General features: G+C 67.9%; 15 protein-coding genes. 1 reads left to right on the top strand and 14 read right to left on the bottom strand.

Translation table 11 applies throughout. The features are described from left to right. Position 1 precedes the first annotated feature (1 nt). The 8 genes from AC5Y4N_RS17650 to AC5Y4N_RS17615 form a co-directional block, all read right to left on the bottom strand. Complete coding sequence (locus AC5Y4N_RS17650; protein ID WP_499908165.1) at positions 2 to 331, bottom strand: DUF3140 domain-containing protein; 330 nt, start codon at positions 329 to 331, stop codon at positions 2 to 4. A 1-nt stretch (position 332) separates the two neighbouring features. Next, entirely contained in the window at positions 333 to 554 is a 222-nt protein-coding gene (locus AC5Y4N_RS17645) for a hypervirulence associated TUDOR domain-containing protein (protein WP_499908164.1), read from the bottom strand. 52 nt (positions 555 to 606) lie between these two features. Beyond that, positions 607 to 1857 (bottom strand): chloride channel protein, encoded by a 1251-nt coding sequence (locus tag AC5Y4N_RS17640; protein ID WP_499908163.1) that lies wholly within the window; start codon positions 1855 to 1857, stop codon positions 607 to 609. Continuing rightward, entirely contained in the window at positions 1858 to 3810 is a 1953-nt protein-coding gene (locus tag AC5Y4N_RS17635; RefSeq protein WP_499908162.1) for a DUF7064 domain-containing protein, read from the bottom strand. 9 nt (positions 3811 to 3819) lie between these two features. Further along, a complete protein-coding gene (locus AC5Y4N_RS17630; RefSeq protein ID WP_499908161.1) occupies positions 3820 to 4998 on the bottom strand; it encodes a lactate 2-monooxygenase in 1179 nt (392 codons plus the stop codon). An 8-nt stretch (positions 4999 to 5006) separates the two neighbouring features. Beyond that, positions 5007 to 6512, bottom strand: a complete 1506-nt coding sequence (locus AC5Y4N_RS17625; RefSeq protein ID WP_499908160.1) for a carboxylesterase/lipase family protein — start codon at positions 6510 to 6512, stop codon at positions 5007 to 5009. Positions 6513 to 6580: 68 nt separating this feature from the next. Further along, complete coding sequence (locus tag AC5Y4N_RS17620; protein ID WP_499908159.1) at positions 6581 to 8200, bottom strand: RecQ family ATP-dependent DNA helicase; 1620 nt, start codon at positions 8198 to 8200, stop codon at positions 6581 to 6583. Positions 8201 to 8246: 46 nt separating this feature from the next. After that, positions 8247 to 8576 carry a hypothetical protein gene (locus AC5Y4N_RS17615; RefSeq protein ID WP_499908689.1) on the bottom strand — a complete coding sequence of 110 codons (330 nt, stop codon included), beginning with the start codon at positions 8574 to 8576 and terminating at the stop codon, positions 8247 to 8249. Between the two features lie 165 nt (positions 8577 to 8741). On the opposite strand from AC5Y4N_RS17615, the gene rbpA reads away from it, so the two are divergent. Further along, a complete protein-coding gene (gene rbpA / locus AC5Y4N_RS17610) occupies positions 8742 to 9077 on the top strand; it encodes an RNA polymerase-binding protein RbpA (RefSeq protein ID WP_499908158.1) in 336 nt (111 codons plus the stop codon). A 34-nt stretch (positions 9078 to 9111) separates the two neighbouring features. On the opposite strand, the gene AC5Y4N_RS17605 is transcribed toward rbpA, so the two are convergent. From AC5Y4N_RS17605 to AC5Y4N_RS17580, 6 genes are read right to left on the bottom strand one after another with little or no spacing between them, the layout of a single operon-like run. Continuing rightward, positions 9112 to 9903, bottom strand: a complete 792-nt coding sequence (locus AC5Y4N_RS17605; RefSeq protein ID WP_499908157.1) for a polyprenol monophosphomannose synthase — start codon at positions 9901 to 9903, stop codon at positions 9112 to 9114. After that, complete coding sequence (gene lnt, locus AC5Y4N_RS17600; protein ID WP_499908156.1) at positions 9900 to 11525, bottom strand: apolipoprotein N-acyltransferase; 1626 nt, start codon at positions 11523 to 11525, stop codon at positions 9900 to 9902. Before lnt ends, AC5Y4N_RS17605 begins: the two co-directional genes overlap by 4 nt. Next, positions 11518 to 13050, bottom strand: coding sequence for an amidohydrolase (locus AC5Y4N_RS17595; protein WP_499908155.1), 1533 nt, complete (start codon positions 13048 to 13050; stop codon positions 11518 to 11520). Before AC5Y4N_RS17595 ends, lnt begins: the two co-directional genes overlap by 8 nt. After that, positions 13047 to 13478, bottom strand: a complete 432-nt coding sequence (locus AC5Y4N_RS17590) for an FxsA family protein (RefSeq protein WP_499908154.1) — start codon at positions 13476 to 13478, stop codon at positions 13047 to 13049. Before AC5Y4N_RS17590 ends, AC5Y4N_RS17595 begins: the two co-directional genes overlap by 4 nt. 33 nt (positions 13479 to 13511) lie before the next feature. Next, entirely contained in the window at positions 13512 to 13895 is a 384-nt protein-coding gene (locus AC5Y4N_RS17585) for a PPOX class F420-dependent oxidoreductase (protein ID WP_499908153.1), read from the bottom strand. A gap of 3 nt (positions 13896 to 13898) precedes the next feature. Beyond that, positions 13899 to 14282 carry a PPOX class F420-dependent oxidoreductase gene (locus AC5Y4N_RS17580; protein ID WP_499908152.1) on the bottom strand — a complete coding sequence of 128 codons (384 nt, stop codon included), beginning with the start codon at positions 14280 to 14282 and terminating at the stop codon, positions 13899 to 13901. Positions 14283 to 14314: the final 32 nt, after the last annotated feature.

Here is a 14314-nt window from a genome sequence, read left to right as displayed (position 1 = left end):
CTCATTTCGTCGGATCGTGGCCCCAGTTCATCAGCGAATACCGCCAGGCGGTGTCATTCACGGACCCTGAAGGGCGTTGCGCCAGATGGCGTTTGGTGTAGCCGACGACCTTGCGCATATGGGCGAAGTCGTGGTCGGTCAGCTCCGACTTCTTCGATTTGAGGATCGCGACGATGCGCCGGCCGCTTTCATGGCCGGTTGATTCTGACCCTCCTGACTTCTGCCCAACACTCTTCGACTCGTCAGTATCAAGCCATCGCTGTAATTCCGAGGCCGTCATGTTGACGGCATCGCGGAATTCTCTCCAGGTCTTGGCGTCGTCATCGGCCATGTCACGTGGATTTCTTCTTGTGCAACGCTTCTGGCTTGTGCACCGCGTCGTTGCCGCTCTTGTCGCTGCGTACCCGGTATTGCGGTTCGTCCTCAGAAGCCCGCACTTTGCGCTTGGCAGCCGTCGTGTCAGACGTGATCTTCTCCTCGACGGTGCCTTCTGCGGTGCTGCCGTGACTCTTCCAGGTCACCTTGTCACCCTTGTGGAATTCTTGTTCACCCATGACGCCCGCATACCCGTTGCCTGCGACCCGACGCTTACAGATTTGTGACGACTCAGTGCTCGGCGGGAATCCTGGTCATCGAGCGCCGCCGCACCACCGCGGCTCGCACCGCGTGGGCGCCGACTGCGGCAAACAGCAGCATCACCCATACTTCGAGTGGCGGATGGGTCAGTTCGGCGGTGAACACGGCCGCGAAAACCGGTGCATGCTGCGTGATGCCGAGAACGGCGGCGCCTCCGATCAAGGCCAGCGTGGGAACACTGGCCTCACCACCCAGGTGGTTGACGGCCAGCGCCACACAGGCGCCGGTTGCGACGCCCGTCGACAATGCCGGCGTGAGCATGCCCCCCACTGCGCCGGCGCGGATGAACAACGCCGTCAGAACCGGCTTGAGCACCACCGCCACGCTCACCCCGATCAGCGTGTCGCCGCCGGCGAGGCTTTCCAGCACGATGCTCCTACCGTTGCCCGGCATCTGTGGCATCCAGATCGATGCCGTGCCCGTGACCAGTCCGGCCAGACTGATCGCCGGTATCACAAGCCACGACGTCGCAGGCGCCTTCGCCCGAGCGTGAGCGATCAGCCGGTTGAACGCCGTGCCCACGAGCGCGGCAAGCGGCATCGCGGTGATTGCGAACAGGAAGGCCTTCCATGTGAAGGAAGTGTCCGGCCAAACGAATGTGGGCGCGCCGTGGGTGATGGGCCACACGGTCACCGTGGCGATGCACGACGACGCCACCGCCACCAGCACCGGCAACGGCCGCCAGCTGCGCAACACGATGCCCAAGGCAAACAGCACGCCGGCCGCAGGCACGTTGTATACCGCGGCCAAGCCCGCACCGGCTGCACTGCCGAGCAGAATTCGACGCTGCGCTGGCGCAAGCGATCCCAGCCGAATCAACAGCTCAGTCGATGCGGCCGCGAAGAGTCGAGGCGCCTGCTCGCGCCCCAGTGAGGCACCGGAGCCGACGGCCAAGACCTGCAACAGCGCGTCAGCGGCCATCGGACCCTGGGCAAAAGGGCGGCCTTGCCGGATGGACTCGGTCAGACCGGGCACTGTTGTCCTGCGTCGCAGTAGCCACCAACCCGCACCGGCCAGTGCGCAGCCGAGCGCAGGTCCGAGTAATCGCCGTGGTATCGAGGCGTCTTTCACGCCCGTGAGCAGCGGACCCTGCAGATAGCCGTAGGTGAGGTGTTCGATCGCCCGCACCAACACGGTGGTGAAGCCGCCGGCCACACCGCTGAGAACACCCGTCACCAGGATCGCGGCGGCGAAGGTGAGGTAGCGCTGAAGGCAGGTCATCTAGTCGACGTCGTTGCGGTTCCACTCGATCCAGCCGACACCGTCGCGCCCGTCGGACGTGGTGACCGCTGCCCATGCGCGTGCGAACCATGCCACTCGGCCGTCGGGGGCTTGCAACCTCAACGGGGCGTGACCTCGAATGTCGGCGGCCACCTCCAGGTCGTCGTAGATGATCGCGGTCGTCAGCGGTAAACCGTTGGGGCCGAACGATGCTCGCGCGCTGATCGATTGCAGCTCGGTCAGTTGAGCGCCAGGCGGTTGCAGGTAGCCGACGCCGAAGGGCGGGGCGCCGGGCAGTCGGATGTCAACGGCGTGCAGGTGGGTGCCGTCGGTGAGGTGCAAGGCGCTCCACACCCAATCCATCCCCCACCAGTCGCGCACCCCCCACGAGTGGTCGCGCTGTCCGGGCACTGCATCGATTCTCGTGTGCTGGCCGCCGATAATGACGGTTCCTGTTACCGCGCAAGGGATTTCGTAGCGTGACGTGACGCGGTACTGATACGGCGTCCCGGCCGTGACCCACTCCAGATCCATGCTGACCTCGACGTCGCGGCCGGGCTCTCCGCGCAGCAACGCGGCGGGATCGTCGTGCAGTTGACCGTGGCCGTTGAGCACCAGCCGGTACCGCTGCAGCGGCGAGACGATCGTATGCGCGAAATCGAACGCGTCGGTGTTGACGCTATATGGGTCGTCGATCGGGGCGGCGAAGTCGATCACCGCGACCGTCGGTTGCTCAGGGCCGCACAACAGGGCGGTGAACCAGGCCACGCCCTCATTCGGTGTCAGCCCCAGCCGCACATATCCTCCGATGCGCTGCGCCGGGTCGACGAAATCGCAATACCAGCTTTCGTTCCACAGCGGCTCCACTCCGGTAGGGTGCGCGAACTCGTCGGCCGCTGCAGGGGTAAGAGGTTGGGAGGCAACGGGTTCCGGCAGCAGCGCAAGCGCGTCGGTGTCGAGCACCTGCTCGCAGTGCCGCGCGATCATGGTCATGAACATCTCGTCGCCGCGATCTGTGCGAGTCACCAGCATCGGCGACACGATCGCCATCATCACCCCGAAGAAGCTCTGCCGCCGCACTCCTTCGCGCACGTCGGCAAGTGTCAGTGCGCTGGCCGCCCCCAGCGCCGTGTGGTAGTGCGCTGTCAGTTCGTCGGCGTGCGCGCGTCGCAACGGCACCGGCAGCGCGCATCCCAGAAAGTATGCGAGGTCGGTCATGGCCGGCCCCCAGCTGACGGTCTGCCAGTCGACCACGGTCAGCGGCCGGTCGGCACCTTCGAGGCCGAACAGCATGTTGTCGAGCCGGTAGTCGCCGTGTATCAGACCTTGCGGCGTCTGCGTTTCGGCGGCCGCGTACGCGTCGAAGCTGGCGACCAGACGCTCGCAAACCTCCCGGTGGCGCGGCGCGATCCGGTCTGTGTAGCGCTCGGCGAACCCGGCGTACAGCTGGGCCAGCATCGCTTGGCTGATCGGCGATTCGCGGTTGAGCCAGTCGGCTCCGGCGAGCGCCGGGTCGCCGATCGTGGGTCCTTGCAGGCGGCCGAGTTCGGACACCGCCAGCCGCGCCCGATCCACCGACGTGCCGGCGATCTCGTCGCCGACTTCCGCGGGTCCGGCGTCACCGAGCAGCAGTGCGAACGTCTGCGCTTGCCCGTCGAACGACGCGTGGTAGCACGGTGCGATCGGCCCCACCAGCCGCGGGGCCACCTCGGCGTAGAACCGGACCTCGCGCTCGTAAAGGCCCAGCGCGAAACCGGTTTGGCTGCTCACCGGGTCAGCGGCGGCGACCTTGAGAACCACCGAATCGGGACCTGCCGCGGCGTTCACGTAGCGCAACGCGACGCGATAGCACTCGCTCATCTGGCCGGTTCCGATGCGCTGCACATCGAACTGTGAAACCTCAGCGTGCAGCTGGGCGCTCAACCACTCGGCGGTCACCTCGGCGGCTCGCATTGTCCGACCCTAAGCCGAGCGGGTGCGCAGCACATCGCGATTGAGTGTTCGCGGTGACGCATGGCCCGAAAGTGCCAGTGTCAGATCGACTTCCGCGAGCAGGTTGCGGATCACCTGCGCCACGCCGTCGGCACCCTGCAGCGCCATCCCCCACAGATACGGGCGGCCCAGCAGCACCGCGCTGGCCCCCAGGGCCAGCGCTTTGACCACGTCGGCACCGGAGCGTATGCCGCTGTCGAACAGCACGGTGAGTTGGTCGCCGACTGCGTCCACCACGTCGGGCAGCGCGTCGAGCGCCGCGACGGCGCCGTCCACCTGCCGCCCACCGTGGTTCGACACCACCACGCCTTGCACGCCGTGGTCACGGGCCAGCCGCGCGTCGTCGGGATGCAAGATGCCCTTCAAGACGATCGGCATGTCGGTCATTTCGCGCAGCGCAGCCAGATCGGCCCAACTCATGGCGGGATTACTGAACACGCTGACGAAGTGCAGCACCGCGGCCGTCGGATCCTCTTCCGGTGGTGTCGGCAGCGCGGCGCGAAACACGGGGTCCGACAAGTAGTTTGCGATGCCCACCGACTGCAGGAACGGCAGGTAAGCGGTCTGCAAGTCGCGGGGACGCCATGCCAGCAGCCCGGTGTCCAGCGTCACGACTAATGCGCCGTACCCGGCGGCTGTCGCGCGTGCGACGAAGCTTGCGGTCAGTTCGGGATCCTTGGGCCAGTACAGCTGATACCAGCGGGGCACCTCGGCGCCGGCAGCGGCGATTTCTTCCATCGAGTACGACGCCGCGGTGGATGCGACGAAGCCGATTCCCGCGGCGGCGGCACCGCGGGCGGCGGCGATCTCACCGTCGGGGTGCACGATCGACTGCACGCCCACCGGCGCCAGCAGCACCGGTGCCGCGTGCTTGACGCCGAAAAGCTCAGTGCGAAGGTCGCGTACCGACACGTCACGCAACATGCGTGGCACGATCCGGTGCCGATTGAAAGCCGCCCTGTTCTCCCGTTCGGTGTCCTCGGTGCCCGCGCTGCCGAACACGTAGCCGTTGGCACCGGCGTCCATCGCCGCCGACGCCTGCACTTCGAGCTCGGTCCAGCTCATCGGGAAGGCCGGCGTCTGGCCGGCCATGCCCTTGAGATAGATCTCGAACTGGTAGTTGCCGAATGGACTCTGAAGCGCAGACATGTGCCGACCTATCGGGCGAGGCTGAAGTCCTGCCAGGCCTCGCGGCGGGCGGGGTACGGGTCGTATTCCACCCGCGAGTGCTTGTCGAAGACCATGACCGCGCGGTTGTGGTCGTAGCTGGGCCAGCCCTGGCCCGGCACGCCGGTGCGGCTGAACCGCCGCCACCGCGACTGGATGTTGTTGCTCACCCGCAGCGCCGAACGCCGATCCCCGGCCACGGTCAGCAGAGACCCCAGCCGAGTGCGGTACATGTCGAACACAGCCAGCAGCTCCATCGCATGCGTGGCGCCCAGCCCGCTCCACGCCAGCGTCCGGGGCGCGTAGTCATACCGGTACATGTAGGTGGGCGCGTGCTTGCTGTGCGCCTCGGCGATCTGCCACGCTGCCGACCCGAAGAACATGTCGGCGGACAGCCGCATGCACTCGTCGGGGTGCGGATAGCCCGGGTAGGCGGCTTGGATGCGTTCGCGGGCGGCGGGGTCGATGTCGGCGAGCAGTCGCTCGAGCGCCCGCTCCGTCGTCGGCATCATCTTCAACCAGCGGGTGAACAGCCGCGACTCTTCGGCGTTGTTGCCGACCACTACGGGAACCCGGTGCGCCTCGCCGCGCGCCATCGCCTGCACCGGATCGCGGGGCAGGTAATCGCCGTCGACGGTCGGGCCGAGGGCGAACGATCCGCCGGACATGTCCTGAACTGAATGCTCGAGCAGCTGGTCGCAGGCTTTGACCAAGCGGCGCGGCTCAGCGTGCATCAGCGTGGCGGCGGCATCACGCCGGTCGACCCCCAGCAGCTCGGCGAACTTGGCGGCGAACCGGGGGGCGGCTTCGGCGCTGACCACCATGCCGCTGGCAGGGCTTTCCGAGATCGCGCCCGCGAACAGGCCCTCGGCGGCCGGCACCGCGAGCAGCGTGGCGACCGCGTGCGCGCCGGCGCTCTCGCCGAAGATCGTCACTCGATTCGGGTCTCCCCCGAAATGGCCGATGTTGTCGTGCACCCACTGCAGGGCCAGCACCAGGTCACGCAGGAACAGGTTGTTCTCGATCGGGTGCTCGGGAGTGGACAGCGACGACAAGTCAAGACAGCCGAGTGCACCGAGCCGGTAGTTCACCGAGACGTACACGCAGCCGCGGCGAGCCAGTGCCGCGCCGTCGTACAGCGGTGTGGCCGAGCTGCCCAGCATGTAGCCGCCGCCGTGGATGAAGAACATCACCGGCAGCGGCTCGTCCGACGGCGTGGCAGGGGCTACCACGTTGAGCGTCAGACAGTCCTCGCTGACAGGTTGATATTTGTTCAAGCCGATGAGCGTGTACCGGCGACGCTGCGGGGCGCAGAACGCGAAGTCGTGGCAGTACCGCACCCCGCGCCAAGGGATCGGCGGTTGCGGGGCTCGGTACCGCAGCCGGCCCACGGGCGGGCGCGCGTACGGGATGGCCCGCCATCTGGTCACCCCACCACTCGTGTGCCCTTCGACGGTGCCGCTCGTGATGGTTACTCGCACATTGCCATCGGCCATCCTTCGACGGTAGCGAAGCCGTAGCCGTCCGGCCGGTTGGGACTCGCCTCGAGACCGCGTTTCGCTGGTCAGCCTGCAGCGCGGGCAGGACGCAGCAGGTCGCTGTCGCGGATCGCAGCCACCGACAACGTGCGGTAGCCGTAGTCGTCGAACAGCACGGTGAGCCGGTCCTCTTCTGCTCCGATCACCACGCCGCGTCCCCACTCGCGATGCTGCACCTCCGCGTCCACAGCGAACCCGGCTGCCTCGTCGCGCGCGGACGTGGTGTCCCCCTCCGTGCACTGGTCGCAGTTGCCGCAGGGCTCGGCGAGCGTCTCGCCGAAATAGCTCAGCAAAAAGCGCCGTCGGCAGTCGCGTGCCTCGGCGTAGCCGCGCATCATCTCGACACGGGTGCGGTCCACCCGCTCGGCGACGTCGGCCACCTCCAGTGCGCGAGCCACCGCGAGGGCGGCGTCCTGACCGCTGGCGCGAAAGCCCTTCTTGGTGCTTGTGATCGCGCCGGCCTGCTCGAGCAGGTTGACGGCATTGGTCAGCTTGCGGCCACGCACATCCAGCTCAGCGCCCAGGTGTTTGAGCCGTTTCGGCTTGTCGCCGAGCGCGTCGTACACCGCCCGCAACAACGCGTCGTCGGGCCGCTGAGTCGTGAAAAACCTTGCCAGAGAAAGGTCTTCGGGCCGATAGAACAACCGGGCCAGCGCCTCGTGGCCGTCTCGGCCGGCGCGACCGATCTGCTGGTAGTAGCTGTCCACCGAATCGGGAACCGACGCGTGGATGACGAACCGCACGTTCGGTTTGTCGATGCCCATCCCGAACGCCGACGTCGCGGCGACCACGTCGTACTCGTCAGCGCCGAATCCCGCGTGCACCGTTTCGCGTTCGGCGGCGGACAGCCCCGCGTGGTAGACCGCGCTGCGACGGCCGCGCTCGGCCAGTTCGCGGGCGTAGAACTCGGCGTCTTTGCGGGTGGCCGTGTACAGCAGGCCGGGGCCGTCCAGTTCCAGGGCGGCGGCCAGCACAGCGCCACGTTTGTCGTCGTCGTGCAGATGGTGGTGCACCTCGAGGCGGATGTTGGGCCGGTCGAAGCCGCCGGCGATCTCGACAGGGTCGCGCAGGTGAAGATGCTCGACGATCTCGCGGCGCACGACCGGGCTCGCGGTTGCGGTGAGTGCGAGCACCGGCGGCCGGCCCAGGCGCGCGAGCGCGTCGGGGATGCGCAGGTAGCTCGGCCGGAAGTCGTGTCCCCACGACGAGACGCAGTGCGCTTCGTCGACCACGACGAGCGACACCCGTCCGTGCGAAAGTTCTTCCAGCACAGCGTCTTTGGCGAGCTGCTCAGGCGCCAAGAAGACGTAGTCGGCCTCTTGGTGTCGAACCGCGGCCCAGCTCTCCTCGGCCTGCGCGGCGCGCTGGCGTGAGTTGATCGCGACGGCCTCGAGCTCGTCGGTGGCCTCCAGCGCGGCGATCTGATCCTGCTGCAACGCGATCAGCGGCGAGATCACCAGTGTGGTGCCGTCGGTCAGGACCGACGGCACCTGGTAGATCGCCGATTTGCCGAATCCGGTCGGAAGCACCGCCAGGACGTCGCGGCCGGCAAGGATCGCCCGCATGCCGTCGAGCTGGTCCGGCCGGAGCTCTTGCCAACCGAACAGTCGTCGGGCGACGGCTTGCAACTCCTCGGCTGGGTTCACCGCTGCCAGGTACCCGCAGGCGATGGGCAACTAACGTCAGAGGCGCTCAGCGCCACCCGTCGGCCGCTTTGGCCGCATCCAGCAACGCGCCGCACAGTTCCCGCAATTCGGCCTTGTCCGCGCCCTCGTCGAGTGCGGTTGCGACGTCTTCTGCCGCGCAGCGCAGCTGGTAAAGCCGGTCGGACCAGCGGGCGGCTTCCTCGGCGGAGAGCACCACCGCGTCGGCAGGCAAAGTGGTGCCCTTCACGGCAGCGCGGTGCTCATAGGCCCGCTGGCGGCACGACTGGCGACAGTATTGGCGCTTGCGACCGATTCCTGCGTCGGCGACGTCGCGACCGCACCAGCGGCACGGTTGCGCGCGGCGGACGCCGCGGATGCGAGGGGCAGAAGTAGTCACCGCCTGATGACTCTAAGCGGCTTTTCAGCGCAAGCCCGGTATCCTGGAGGTCGCGTCGCCCACCGCGTGGGAACTGCCAGCGCACCTTCTGCGTTGCTTACCTGGGTAATTGCGCGGACATGCAACAGATGGAGAGTGTTGACGATGGCTGATCGAGTCCTGAGAGGCAGCCGGCTCGGTGCCGTGAGCTATGAGACCGACCGCAACCACGACCTGGCGCCGCGTCAGATCGCGCGGTATCGCACCGAGAACGGCGAAGAGTTCGAGGTACCGTTCGCCGACGACGCCGAAATCCCCGGCACCTGGCTGTGCCGCAACGGCATGGAGGGCACGCTGATCGAAGGCGACCTCCCCGAGCCGAAGAAGGTCAAGCCGCCCCGCACGCACTGGGACATGCTGCTCGAGCGCCGCACCATCGAGGAGCTCGACGAGCTGCTCAAGGAGCGGCTGGAGATCATCCGCCAGCGCCGCCGCGGCTGAGCCGCGCAGTCAACCACCGCGGCTGAGCCGCGTATCAACCACCCGGGCTGAGCCGCTGGGCGGGGGCGGTTCCACGCGCGCGGTCTCGGCGCCCCTGGATGCCCCATTGAGCGACCTTGACGATCGCCTCGCGGATATTCGACCCGCTCATCTTGGAGACGCCGAGTTCGCGTTCGACGAACGTGATGGGCACCTCGACCACGGTGAAGCCGTTGTTGATCGTGCGCCAGGTCAGGTCGATCTGGAAGCAGTAGCCTTTCGACTCGACGGCCGACAGGTCGATCGTCTCCAGCACCTCCCGGCGATACGCGCGGTAGCCGGCCGTGATGTCGTTGACGCTGGTGCCCAGCAGTGTGCGCGAGTACCAGTTCGCGGTGCGCGATAGCACCAGCCGGCGCCACGGCCAGTTGCGCACCTGCCCACCTTCGACGTAGCGGGAGCCGATCGCCAGGTCGGCACCCGCGTCGATTGCGTCGAGCAACCGCGACAACTCCTCCGGGGCGTGGCTACCGTCGGCGTCCATCTCGACGAGAACCGAGTACTGCCGGGCCAGGCCCCAGGCGAAGCCGGCCAGGTATGCCGCGCCCAATCCGTCCTTGGCGGTGCGGTGCATGACGTGGATGCGTGCGGGGTCGGCCGCGGAGAGCTGGTCGGCGAGCTCGCCGGTGCCGTCGGGGCTGCCGTCGTCGACGATCAGGATATGCACGTCGGGCCGCGCGTTCTGCAGCCGCTGCACGATCAGCGGCAGGTTCTCGCGTTCGTTGTAGGTCGGGATGATCGCCAACGTCCGCTGGCTTGGTTGGCCGCCGGGGCTTCCGGTGGTCATGACGCTCCTTTGTCTTTACCGCCCGGCCGGAGCCGACGTATGAACCACCCATTGTGCAGTATTCCGGCGAGCAGGGCGGCACCGCCGATTGCGATCAGCACCCACAACACGACCGGTCCCCACCGCGTCGCAGGGGTCAAATGCGTTTTCAGGTGCACCTGTTTTACCAGGTAGGCGGGTTCGAAGAAGTCCGTGCGGGCCACCTCATGGCCGTCCGGGGCGATGATCGCGCTGATCCCTGTGGTGCCTGCCACAACGGCATACCGGTCGTGCTCGACGGCGCGGACCTTCGCGAAGGCCAGCTGCTGCTCGCTCATCGGCTGGCCGAACAAAGCGTTGTTGGTGGGCACCGCCAGCAGCTGCGCGCCGTTGACGACGGACTCCCGGGCGGCCCGGTCGAAGATCACCTCCCAGCACGTCGTGACGCCGATCGGCACCCCTGCGGCGTGCACGACCCCGTCACCGTCGACCGGCACGAAGTAGCCTGCGCGCTCGGCGTACGGCGACAGATGGGAGAACAATCCGCGCCAGGGCAGGTACTCGCCGAACGGCTGCACGATCTGCTTGTCGTGCCGCTCCCCCGGCCCACGCCCGGCGTCCCAGACGATCACGGTGTTCGTCGACGCCGGGTTATCTTCGGAGTAGTCCGGCCGCTGCAGCACCGCACCGACCAGAATCGGCGCGCGGATGACCGCGGCGGCAGTCGAAATCTCTTGTGCTGCATCAGGATTGCGCAGCGGGTCGATGTCCGACGAGTTCTCCGGCCAGATCACTAGCTGCGGCTGCGGGGCGCGGCCAGCCCGCACGTCGTCGGCGAGGCGGACGGTTTCGCGGACGTGGTAATCGAGCACGGCTCGCCGCTGGGCGTTGAAGTCGAGGCCGAGCCGCGGCACGTTGCCCTGGATCGCGGCGACGGTGATTGTTCGGTCGGTGTCGGCACCGCTGCCGGACTGGCGCACCCCGGGCCAGGTCGCCGCGACGGCGAACAGCACGACGGCGATGCACATGCCGGGCAGCAGCACGCGCGGCGGGGTGTCGCCGCGACGCGGCCACCAGTGCACGACTTCGAGGACCAGCGCGGTGATGCTGAACCCGGTAAGCGCGATCGCGAACGACAGCAGCGGAACTCCGCCGAGCCGAACCAACGACAGCATCGGACCGTCGGTCTGTCCGAATGCCACGACGCCCCAAGGGAATCCGCCGAACGGCACACTGCTCTTGAGCCATTCGGCTCCCACCCACAGCGCGGCGAACCAGACGGCCCAGCCGGGTAGCCGCCTGACCGCGACGGCGGTCGCACCGAACAGTCCCGGGAACACCGCCTGCACCGCTGACAGCGCCAGCCACGGCACCGCGCCGACCAGTTCGCCAGTCCACGGCAGCAGTGGGATGTAGAACGCGAGGCCGGACAAAAAGCCGTAGCCGAAGCCGCCGAGCGCCGTGGTGGTATTCCGCAGCAGCACCCAGCCCAGCATCGCGAACGCGACGACTGCGCAGTACCACCAACCGAACGGCGGAAAGCTCACGCACATCAGCAGGCCCGCGCCGACGGCCGCCGCGAGCTGAGGTATCCGGTTCAGGACGCCGGGGCCGAGCCGCTCGAGCACGCGGGCGTCAGCCATATATGACCTCGCCGCAGTGCACGGTCTGCAGGCAGCGCGGCAGTGGGTCGTCGGGATCGAGTCGGGGCAACGACGGCACGTCCCACACGGCGAAGGAGGCGGGCGCACCGGGTGTCAGCGTTCCGGCCAGGCCGTCGCGGACGCCGGCAGCCCGCCAGCCGCCGCGGGTGGCCGCGGCCAGCGCGGCCTCGGTCGAAATCCCACTGCGCGGCGTTCGGTGGTGCACGGCGGCACGCACCGTTTTCCAGGGATTCATGCTGGTCACCGGGGTGTCTGAGCCGAACGCTAGGGACACGCCTTCGGATGCTAACAGCGCCAGCGGGTTGCACCGGCGCGCTCGGTGAGCGCCCAGCCGCGCGGCGTACATGCCGTCGTCGCCACCCCAGAGCGCGTCGAAATTGGGCTGCACGCTTGCGGTCACGCCCCACTCGGCCAGCTTGCGGGCCTGCTGTGCGTCGACCATCTCCAAGTGCTCGACGCGATGCCCGCATCGAGCGACGGCTGTGCGCCCGCAGCGGTCGACGGCCGCGGCAATCGCGTCGACCACCGCCGTGACCGCCGCGTCACCGATCGCGTGGAAGCCCGCCGGGATGCCCGCCTGCGTGCATGCGAGCACGTGCGAGGCGATCTCTTCTGGGGCGAGGTAGCAGTTGCCATGCGGGTTGGGGCAGTGGCGGACGTCGGCGTACGGCTGGGTCAGCCATGCGGTGTGCGAGCCGAGAGCCCCGTCGACGAAGAGGTCGCCGGCCAGGCCGCGCGCCCCGGTGCGGGCCAGCAGATCGGCCGCGTGGTCGGCATCGCTGACCGCCTCACCCCAATAGCCGACGACCTCGACGCCGTGGGTGGTGATGCGTAGCTCTTGCCAGTCCTCGAGGCCGCCGATGTCAGGGCCGGCGCATTCGTGGACGGCGACGATTCCGAGCGCGGCGGCCGCGTCGAGCGCCGCAAGCCGTGCCTGTGCCCGCTGCGCGGCGGTGAGCAGACTGCGCGCGAGGGCCCTTACGGCGTGGTGCGCATCTGCGGTCAGCGCCGCCTGAGGATGAAACCCCTTGCAATGCCGCAAGTTTGGCGCGAGCGCACGCAGCGCGGTGGACGCGGCCGCGGAGTGGACGTCGACCCTCGCCAGATACGCCGGCCGGCCCCCGACGGCCGCGTCGACGTCGTCAGTCGTGGGTGCATTCGGCTGCGGCCATGCCGACTCGTCCCAGCCGTGGCCCCAGATCACCCCGTTCTGGTGGGCACGGGCGAAACCGCGCAGCAGTGCCAGGCAGTGCTGCAAGGAGGTGGCGGGCCGCAAGTCGAGTCCGGTCAACGTGAGCCCGGTGGCAGTGGTGTGGACGTGGCTGTCGACGAACGCGGGGGTGACGAGCGCGCCGTCGAGGTGGACCACCTCGGCGCCCGGGAACGCGTCTCGGCCGGCAGTGTCGCTGCCCAGCCAGGCGACGACGCCGTCGAGAACAGCAAGTGCGGTCGCTTCAGGGTGCGTCGGGCTGTGCACCCGGCCGCCGAGCAGCAGTGTGGTCAAGGGGTGCGCGGTAGGGCCGGCGGCTCGTAGTCGACTACGTCGACGACCTCGCCGTCGACGTAGTCGCGCCGCTGCGCGATGAGCGGGACGCGTTTGCCCACGAGCGCCGCCACCATCGGGCGGGCGGCCGCTCGAGTCGGTGGGAGCAACAACAGCAATCCGAGCGCGGTGGTGACGATTCCCGGGATGACGACCAACACGGTGCCGAGCGCGATCAGCGCCCCGTCGGTGAGTGCGCCCTGGGCGGTGACGAGCCCGCTGCGGAAACGGCGGATATGCCGTTCGGCCTGCGAGCCGGCCAGCGCGACACCGCCGACGAACGACGCCAGCACGAGCAGCAGTGTCCAGCCCACTCCGATGGCCCAGCCGAGCCCAACCACGGCCGCGAGCTCGAGGACGACGTAGAGCCAGAACCACCGAATCACCATGTGAGCAGAACGTGCCACGCCGGGTTTCGGTTCCTAGCCGGCCGGGGTGATCTCGAGGCCGACGTGCACCTTGTCGATGCCTCCGCGCAGCAACGTGTGCGCGTAGAACCACCACGCGTGATACCAGTAGCGCTTGAGGATCGCTTGGTAGACCGCGTGCGTCTCGGATTTCGGAAGTACCCGCGCGACGGCTTCGACCGGGTCGCTCTTGGGCTTGCCGAGGCCGCTGCTCTTGGCGATGGTGACCCTCGGGGTGTTGCGAATTCGCTTCACCTTCCAGGAGTCGTCGTCGGTGATGACGAGCAGTCGGTCACCGTCGCGAACCGCCCAGATCGCCGACGGTTTCGGCCTGCCGTCCTTGGTGAACGTGGTGAGCAGGATGTACTCGGAGCCGGCGACGTCGTCGAAGGTGGTCATCTGTCAGGCCGCCTTCAGCTCGAGGCCGACGTTCTTGCGCATGCCGCCGCGCACGTACTTGCTGAACAGGTTGAACACCTTGCCCATCAGGCCGTAGCGCTTGCCGATCGCGTCGTACACCAGATTCGTCTGCGACCTGTCGAGGATGGTCGCGGTGGCGTCGACGGGGTCGCTTTTCGGAGTGCCCTTGACGTCACAGGTTGCCAGTGTGACGCGGGGGTTATTGCGGATTCGCTTGACCTTCCAGGAGTCGGCTTCAGTGATGACGAGCAGCCGGTCGCCATCAGGTGCTGCCCAGATGGGCGTCGGCTTGGACCGGCCGTCCTTCGTGAACGTCGTCAGCAGGATGTACTTGGACTTGGCGACGTCCTCGAATGTGGTCGGCACCGCTCCAACCTAGCGGTGCGGTCGCGGCTCCA

It is taken from the genome of Mycobacterium sp. NGS19 (assembly GCF_059813155.1).
Note: the sequence above shows the minus strand (reverse complement) of the source record. Positions and strands in the feature narration are given on the sequence as shown.